The organism is Corynebacterium variabile (assembly GCF_006539825.1).
In the GTDB taxonomy this organism is placed as follows: Bacteria; Actinomycetota; Actinomycetes; order Mycobacteriales; family Mycobacteriaceae; genus Corynebacterium; species Corynebacterium variabile.
Window position 1 is genome coordinate 26135 of sequence record NZ_BJNT01000028.1, and the last position, 8560, is coordinate 34694.

Below are 8560 nucleotides of genomic sequence, written 5' to 3' on the forward strand. Positions count from 1 at the left end.
CTGTCGCTCATAGTGGTCGCCCTCCTCGCCTCTCGAAGTCACTGGATCTGCCATCGGTGTGCCGTGTGGCACGAACCTCATATTGCCCGACAGAAATGGAAATTACAACATATTTCCCCAGGTCAGAGACGTATTCGCGAGGACAGCGTGACAGTAACCACAATGGAGAATGGCGAACATGACCCCCGAACCGCAGCAACCGAAAGCGATTCCCGTCCGGCGTGCCCCTCGGGGACGCGAGACCCGCCCGCAGCGATACATTCATCACCTTAATCACTCATACGTTTGCATATGAATGAAGACTCCCGCCCGCCGCCCTATGATCAACAACATGCCGTCAGCAGACTTCACCACCGCCCTGGCACGCGTTGATCGCGCCGTCACCCACCGAGAAGAACTGTGGGCAACCGCAGCAGCCCACATCGAAACACACCCGCTGGTGAAGGACTTCGACATCCGTCCCGACATGGTCCGGAGCACCGTGCAGGCCACCGCCCCCTTCCCTGTCGAGGTCTCCGTGATCTTCGGTGAGTGGCTGTACAACCTCCGCGCCGCCCTCGACTCTATTCTTTACGAACTGGCTGTCGAAGACACGCAGAAGAATCCACCGACCGCAGCCGGCGCCCGCCAGTATCCGATCATCGCCGACGCTACGTCGTTCAGTGAAAAATCGAAACGCGCCCTGACGGGGTTGGACGAGTGGACCAGGACCGGCATCGAGAACACCCAGCCGTACCACGTGAAAACCGGCGCCAAGGGCCACGCCCTGTGGTGGCTCAATGAACTTGCCCGGCTGGACCGTCATCGGCGTCACCACCTGTTCGAGTGGCGGGTCGTTGATCTCCAGGCCCATGCCAACCCGGTGAAGTTCCAGCCCTGCCAGAGGATGTGCGACCCCGACAGAGTGTTCGTCACCGATCAGAAGCCGCTGGAGCTCGTGGCGTTTCCCCGGCGACCGTATGCTCCGCTGGTGGACACCGACCTCTCAGTCAGCTTCACCGTGCAACCTGACATTCCTTCCTGGGTCGAGCAGGCTGTGCCGGGGTTCGGAGCCGAGGCACGTCTCGACCAGCGCATGGAGGTGGTTGAAACCTGTGTGCGGAGGACCATTGAGTTGTTCCGCGACCATCTCCCTCAGCGCACGCCGTGGAACGGCAGACTCGTGAACATCGACATGGGCATATAAATCGACCCCGGGGAACCAACTGGTCGCGCTGGGGGGGATGCACGACCGGGCTCAACCCGGGGTCTGGCCACCATGGGGGACGGCGGCTGGCATCGAGTATGGCACGCTGACGCCATCGTGGGGACCGTTTCGGCGCGGAGACCCGCTGCGCAGAATCAGGCACGCCCCCGACCCACCCCCATAGTCGAACACATAGAACGGCATGTCCTCATCACCACGTAACCGGCCAGGTTAGCGTCCGGCCACCCGATACACTTGCTTCTCGTATCCTCCACCAACCCACACTGATGTGAAGCGAGCGCAATGACCAACCAGCTTCTGCAGCTGACCTGGTCCAACAAGGACCTGGCGCTGATCCCCACCGAGACCGGCAAGTACGGCTACCGCTGGGTCTCCCCCTCTGATCCTCGGTACTGCGAGACCCACACCCTGGAGATCTCCGACCATGTTGTCGGCTCCCAGACGCCGAAGGAGGACGGCGTCACCTACTCCGAGTTGGCGGACCTCGCGCCCACCGACGACAACCTGCTCATCCTCGGTGAGTCTGGCGACGTCCTGGAGGCACTGACCCGTGTCCCGGAACTCGCCGACAAGTACGCCGGCCAGATCAAGTGCATCTACATCGACCCGCCGTTCAACACTGCGCAGGCCTTCACCAACTACGAGGACAATCTGCAGCACTCCGTCTGGCTGACGATGATGCGCGACCGTCTGCAGCACATGCACACGCTACTGTCCGCCGATGGCTCAATCTGGGTGCACCTGGATGACGTGGAAAACCACCGCATGCGCGTGCTGCTCGACGAAGTGTTCGGACCGGAGAACTTCGTGGCTGAAGTGATCTGGCAGAAGGTCGACGGACCACGCAATGATGCGGCGCTCTTCTCATCGGATCACGACACGATCATGGTTTATCGGAAATCCCTCGCGTTTGAGGTCAACCGGCTTCCACGCTCCGCAGATATGAACGCCCGTTTCTCGAACCCGGACAACGATCCTGAGGGGGCATGGGCGGCAGACAACCCTTGCGGCCCCAATGCAGCGACTCACCAAGGCATGGTCTATGCCATCGAGCACCCGATCACTGGTGATCTTATGTACCCGTCAATGGGCCGGTGCTGGGCTGAATCCCAGGACGCGATGTTGTCGCACATGCAAGGTTGGGCGCACTACGAACTCCGGGACATCGACGACGCGGCAGCACGAGCCCGTGTCTGCGGGATCCCACCTGAGACCGTGCGAGAGAATGTATCTGCGATCATGTTGGCTGAGCCTCTGGAAATCGCAGGTCAGAAGGCACGCCGACTTATAGACTCAGGCGAGCCGATGCCCAGGCTCATCTTCACCAAGGGCGGACTGGGACGCGCCATGCGCAAATCCCGCATCCCGGTAAAGGGACAAGTTCCCCGAACTATTTGGTTCAACGAGGATGTGAGCCACAACCGTGGTGCAGTGAAAGAGCAAACTAAACTCTTCCCCGGAGTCACCCCCTTCAAGACTCCGAAGCCCGAGCGCCTGTTGGAGCGCGTCCTCCACATCGCGACCAACCCCGGTGACATCGTCCTCGACGTCTTCGCCGGCTCCGGTACCACCGCGGCGGTCGCCCAGAAGATGGGCCGCCGGTGGGTTACCTGTGAGCTGCAGGAGGACAACTTCACCCAGTTCACCCGCCCCCGCCTGGAGAAAGTCGTCCGCGGCGAGGACCACGGTGGCATCACCACGTCCAAGGGAGAGCGGGTCCCAGCCGCCGGCACAGACCTCCCCGAGGGCATGAGTGCTGAGGACGCCCAGAAGTTCACCTCCCTGCTCAACAAGCTCGTCCGCGACGATGATGACCTGAAAAAGTGCCCCCAGGTCAAGGCGCTGAAGGCACTGTCCAAGACCACGAAGACTCCCGATACCGTCAACTGGCGCGGCGGTGGCGGATTCACCGTCGCACGTCTGTCCCCGGAATGCTTCGACTACGACGAGACGCTCGGGCTCACGTTGCTCACCGACGCAGCAACCGGCGACACCCTGATCAACTCCGTGGCCGCGAACCTTAACTTCCACCACACCCCGGATGACCCGGTGTTCCACGGCATCCGAGGCTGTATGCGCCTGGTTGTCGTCGAGGGGACTCTGCTGACCAGCCGCGTCGATGAACTGCTCGCCGAGCTGGCCGACGGTGAACTGCTCACCATCGCCACCACCGAACCCGACGAGGCGATCCGCAGTCACCTGCGCCAGGTCAAGCGCGGCTGTCGAATGGTCCACATCCCCGACGACATTTTCCACCCCACCACCGCCGCCGGCCTGCTCGCCGACGACACCGTCCAGGAGGCCTGATCTGATGAACCAGTCCCACAACAAGCCTCTCGACCTGGTCCATGACGAAGGTCTCGTCAACGCCGTCGCCACCCAGTTCGACCTGCGTAATCCCAACCGGGCTGCCTTGGATGCCACCGTCGCCCGCATTGCCGGTGGCGAGTTCGACCCGCAGAATCCTCTGGTGCTCAACCTCGCTACCGGCGTGGGAAAGACCTACGTCATGGGTGCGCTGATTGAGTACCTGCGGCAGTGCGGACACTACAACGTCATGGTCGTCACCCCAGGCCTGGTGATCCAGTCCAAGACGGTCGCCAACTTCGCCCGCAACAACCGAAAGTACATCGGCGGCTTCGATGTTCCGCCGCGGGTCTATACCCCTGACAACACCCGAGGGGCCACGGAGAACCGGAGCCAGGAGACCCTGCCGGACAGCTTCACCGGCTCTGACGTGTTCGTCTTCAACGTCCAGAACCTCCTGGCGCCGAAGAAATCCGACCAGGACACCCTCGGCACCACCATGGAGGCCCGGCGGGCGAAGGTCCGCCGGTTCAGCGAGACCGACGGCAACGTCTACGAGTACCTCCAGTCCCTCGACGACCTGGTGATCATCGCCGACGAGTCCCACCTCTACGGCAGCGACGCCAAGGCGTTCAACGCCGCGCTGAAGGAGCTGGACCCGGCGGTCACCATCGGACTGACCGCATCCGCCGAGCCCGGCGACGACATCGTCTTCCGGTACCCGCTGTACCAGGCGATCACCGACCGCTACGTCAAGCGCCCGGTGATCGTGTGCCGGGCCACCGACTACTCCGAATACGCCGACGCCGAAGAACGCCAGCTGCGCGACGGTCTCGCCGTGCTGCGGGCCAAGGCCGCGGAGTACCTGAAGTACACCCGCAACAACCCCACGGTGACTCCGGTCCGCCCGGTGATGCTGGTGACCTGCTCCGACATCGACCACGCCAGCGAGGTCGCCTCCCTTCTCTCAGGACCCGGCTACGTCGGTGATCGCACGCGGGTCCTGCAGGTCGACTCCCAACATGACGACGAGGACACCCGCCGCCGGCTCGACGCCATCGACACCCCGGACTCCACCGTCGAGGCCGTGGTGTCGGTCGGCAAGCTGCGCGAGGGCTGGGACGCCCGCAACGTTGCGGTGATCGTCTCGCTGCGTGCCATGGCCTCTGAGGTGTTGACCCAGCAGACCATGGGCCGCGGCCTGCGACTGCCGTTCAAGGCATACACCGGCGTGGAGACCATCGACCAGCTCGACATCATCGCCCACAAGTCCTACGTGAATTACCTTAAAAGCGAAGACGCACTGAAGGTGTTCGGTATCGAGCAGGGCGCCGCGCCGGCTCCCGCCGGCGACGGAGACCACATGACAGGCGGGACTGTAGAGGTCGAGGTCCCAGTGACCCCGGGTACGAACGAGACCGTCCCCGTGCCGTTTGTCGGCCCGACTGACGGCACGGGAAGCACTCCTGACGACACTCAGCCGGCCACCGGCGGTGACGTTCCCGGGAAGACCTTGACGGGAACCATTCAGCCGGTCGAGCCCCGGTCTGTCATTGGCATCAACGAACTCGATGATGGCGAGGAGGTGCCAGAGCCGGAGGAAGTTCCGGAACCAGTCACCGTCGAGATCAACGAGAAGTTCTCCGACGCGACATTCCTGTTTCCTTCGTCCACCATGGGAACCCACGTGGACCCCTTCTCCCTGTCGGCGGTCACCGACGACCAGGTGCGAGAGGCCATGGCGAAGGTATCGGTCGAGGGAGTGCAGTTGGACCGGCGGAAAGTGGAGACTAATGACGGGAAGATCCGTCTGGCCCCCACCACACGCGCAACAGGTGGTGCAGATGTCGTAGACGACGACTTCGTCAACCGGGTGCTTGCCCAGGAGGCTGTCGGAACCCGTACGTTCACGCCCACCGAGAGGAACATGAGGATCCTGAACGCGCGGATCCTCATCCCGTTCCTCGGATTGGTCGGTCGTGAGCCGTGGACGGAAAAGGCCCTGGAAAGCGCTCGCAAAGAAATCCAGGTGCTTCTTAAGTCCGCGAAGAAGGATTTCGTGGGAAGCAATACGAGGCTGGTGCCCGAGATCAGTCCGGTCAAGCTGCCTGTGGTCTCTTCGTTCACGTTGCCGGTCGGAGTGGAGCTCCTCCCCGTCGTGGAGCCTGATGACCTGTTGGGTACGTTTACCAGGCAAGGCCACTACGGCCCGTGGGAGAACAACAGCCTGTTCAACGCTGCTCAGTTCGACTCCCTGAGCGCGGAGTACAAGCTGGCCTACATGCTGAACTTCGATCCCGAGGTCCAGTGGTGGAAGCGGCTGTACCCGGGTGACAAGGCACGTTTCGCCTGGTCCGGCGGCGACCGGTACTACAACCCCGACTTCGTGGTCCGGGACAACGACGGCAACTACTGGATCATCGAGGCGAAGGCAACGTCGAAGATCGACGACACCGAGGTCCAGGAGAAACGTCGGGTCGCCGAAGCTGTGATGCGTGAGATCACCGGTGACGACCGTTTCCCGCAGCAGTGGGGCTATGTCCTGGCTTCGGAGACGGACATCGAGGCTGTGGACTCATGGCAGGGGCTGCTCGGCAGGACGGCCCCGGTCTGGTCGTAGTCCCCGTATCGGACAACGACCCTCACCATCACCGGTGAGGGTCGTTGTTCTGTCTTGTGGTTGCACACGTCGATAACTCGAACAGGCTGTCGAGTTCAGGTCAGTCACGGTCCGCCCGTCGACTAGAATCTGTACCAACAGTATCGACAACGGGTTCGATACGAGAGATCCCAGGGAAAACATTGCACGACTATCTCGTAGCCATCTTCGGCGGCGTGAGCTCCGGCCTCATTGTGGCACTGGTGCTGGCCATCTTCCGGATCATGGACAAACCGCCGTTCGAGGCCACCGCCGGACCAGATAGCACCGTAACCATCATCAACAACCGACTCCGCCCTGCCGTGATCGGCGGAACGTGGATGATGTGTGAGGGATCAGTCGTCTCCGAGCGCAGCCCACGCGGAGGGAATCACGGCATTCTTCTTCGCCCAAGGGTCTCGACGGTTCTGGAGCGCAGCCAGCACCTCGCACCTGGACAGACTTTCGATATGACCATCCGATACATTCCCCTCTGGCGCCACTTAAGCAGGAAGCTCCCCTCCGACCACCTGCACTGGCAGATGGACCCGACAGCTCTAGTTACCAACGGCAACGAAGACCACCAGCGAAAGTGGCACCGCTTCCCCATCATCCTGAAGTCGGCGTGACGGGGGCAGAAGAATATGACGACGCACACTTACCCCAATAACGAGCGCCCCATCAACTTCTTCAGAGACAGATACATGTTGTGCCATCAGTGTGGACATATTTTCACCGCCAACCTGGAAATACTTGAAGCACTGGAACAAGTAGAGGAATCTTGCCCGGCCTGTGGAATCACTTGCAAGGATGAAGAATCCCCTCGGGTGACCGCGGACCCGTACGCTCCAATTCTCGATCCGGAGAATGTCAATCGTTTTACATGGTATCATACCAGTACAATTCCAGACTGGCCACAAGCTAAGTTTGACCCCACATTCGATAAACCGGTTTGGTTCATAGAAAACCTAAGGAACACCCTGGGTGGAGAATCGTTTAATCAATTTATTGAAGATGCAAAATCCGTTGCCCTTCATGTAGGCACTTACGAATCAGCGATTCATAATATGCTCAGACGAATTGACGAGCAGGACTCCTTTGGGAAGCCCTTCTATCTCTACCGCGTTACACTTAGAGACGATGCCGTGACCGCAGAGAAGTGTGATGCCGAGTTTAATGGAATTTTCGGCGACGTAAAACTATCTGACGCATGCCCCGAAGGGATCGACACAGCACGCTATGTCAATTCCCGCGAGGATCCAGGGAGTATTTCACTCGCCCTCCGACGAAGCGCCATCGCTGCCATTCAGAGAATTGAGGTACCTTTGCCAAAGATAAATTGCACAGTTTGGCAAGAATCTGCGATTGTCGCCATTCAGTCGGCAACCTACAAAGAGCCGGTGAGGGAACCAGGAAATCCATTTTGGGATTTAATTCATGCGCGCGATCCAAAAACGCCAGAAGATAAAATGAGAAGTGCCAAAGTTGACGAAGCTCGTAAGATAGGTACGAAACTATCAACTCACGTTCCATGCAATATGCGGAGACATTTCATTTCTGCACTGCGCCTTGAAGGGCGCACCGCGAATGAGTGGGCCCTTTATGCCGCCGGAATACTTGAGCTGATCGGCAACTCCGAGAATGTACTTTCCGTCCTGGACGATCAACAGCTCAGGCCAGTACTTCCCTAAGGGAAAGCGATCCGCGTAGAGCCCACTCTGACCAGCGCAGAACTGGACACATGCTCTAGCCAACGGCCTGTCATGTCCCTCACCCTCGGCCCATGAGCGCCGCCCCGGACCCGAACCGCATCGCCTTCATCGGCGACCTCCACGGCAAGCCCAACGCCTTCGAGCAGACCCTTGACCTCGCCGTGTCCGTCGGCGCGGCGACAATCATCCAGACCGGCGACTTCGGCTTCCATCACCCCGCCGACCTCGAACTCCTGCAACTCATCCTCGACGAACGCGTCCCAGGCATCGACTACCGGATCATCGACGGCAACCACGAGGACTTCTCCCTCCTGAACCCCGACGCCACCGACCCCACCGCCCTGACCCGCTCCATCACCCACATGCCCCGCGGGCTACGCACCACCATCGCCGGGATCGACATGCTGTTCCTCGGCGGGGCGACCTCCACCGACCGGAAGTGGCGCACCGAGAGCGTGGACTGGTTCCCCACCGAGCACATCACCGACGCCCAGGTCGATTGCGCTATCACCGCCGTCGGCACTACTCCCAGCCCGGTGGACATCCTCGTCACCCACGAGACCGGGTCAGCAGCGTTCACTGCCCTGGCCGCAGGCAGTGCACACGCCCGGGACAAGGCCGCTGACCCTCTCAGCCAGGCCGACCGTGCCCGCATCGACCGGATCCTCGCGGCTGTGCACCCGGCCGTCCACGTTC

6 protein-coding genes are annotated in these 8560 nt (G+C 61.1%); all 6 read left to right on the forward strand.

Features of this window, described 5'->3' with window-relative positions:
- Positions 1 to 295: 295 nt before the first annotated feature.
- On the forward strand, positions 296 to 1186 hold the full coding sequence (locus tag CVA01_RS13970; RefSeq protein WP_141331597.1) for a hypothetical protein: 891 nt from the start codon (positions 296 to 298) through the stop codon (positions 1184 to 1186).
- 303 nt (positions 1187 to 1489) lie between these two features.
- Entirely contained in the window at positions 1490 to 3514 is a 2025-nt protein-coding gene (locus tag CVA01_RS13975) for a site-specific DNA-methyltransferase (protein ID WP_141331599.1), read from the forward strand.
- Between the two features lie 4 nt (positions 3515 to 3518).
- Positions 3519 to 6134 (forward strand): DEAD/DEAH box helicase family protein, encoded by a 2616-nt coding sequence (locus tag CVA01_RS13980; RefSeq protein WP_141331601.1) that lies wholly within the window; start codon positions 3519 to 3521, stop codon positions 6132 to 6134.
- Positions 6135 to 6349: 215 nt separating this feature from the next.
- Positions 6350 to 6781, forward strand: a complete 432-nt coding sequence (locus tag CVA01_RS13985; protein ID WP_141331603.1) for a hypothetical protein — start codon at positions 6350 to 6352, stop codon at positions 6779 to 6781.
- Between the two features lie 15 nt (positions 6782 to 6796).
- On the forward strand, positions 6797 to 7843 hold the full coding sequence (locus CVA01_RS13990; RefSeq protein WP_141331605.1) for a hypothetical protein: 1047 nt from the start codon (positions 6797 to 6799) through the stop codon (positions 7841 to 7843).
- A gap of 92 nt (positions 7844 to 7935) precedes the next feature.
- A partial coding sequence (locus CVA01_RS13995) for a metallophosphoesterase (RefSeq protein WP_141331607.1) occupies positions 7936 to 8560 on the forward strand: 625 nt, incomplete at its 3' end.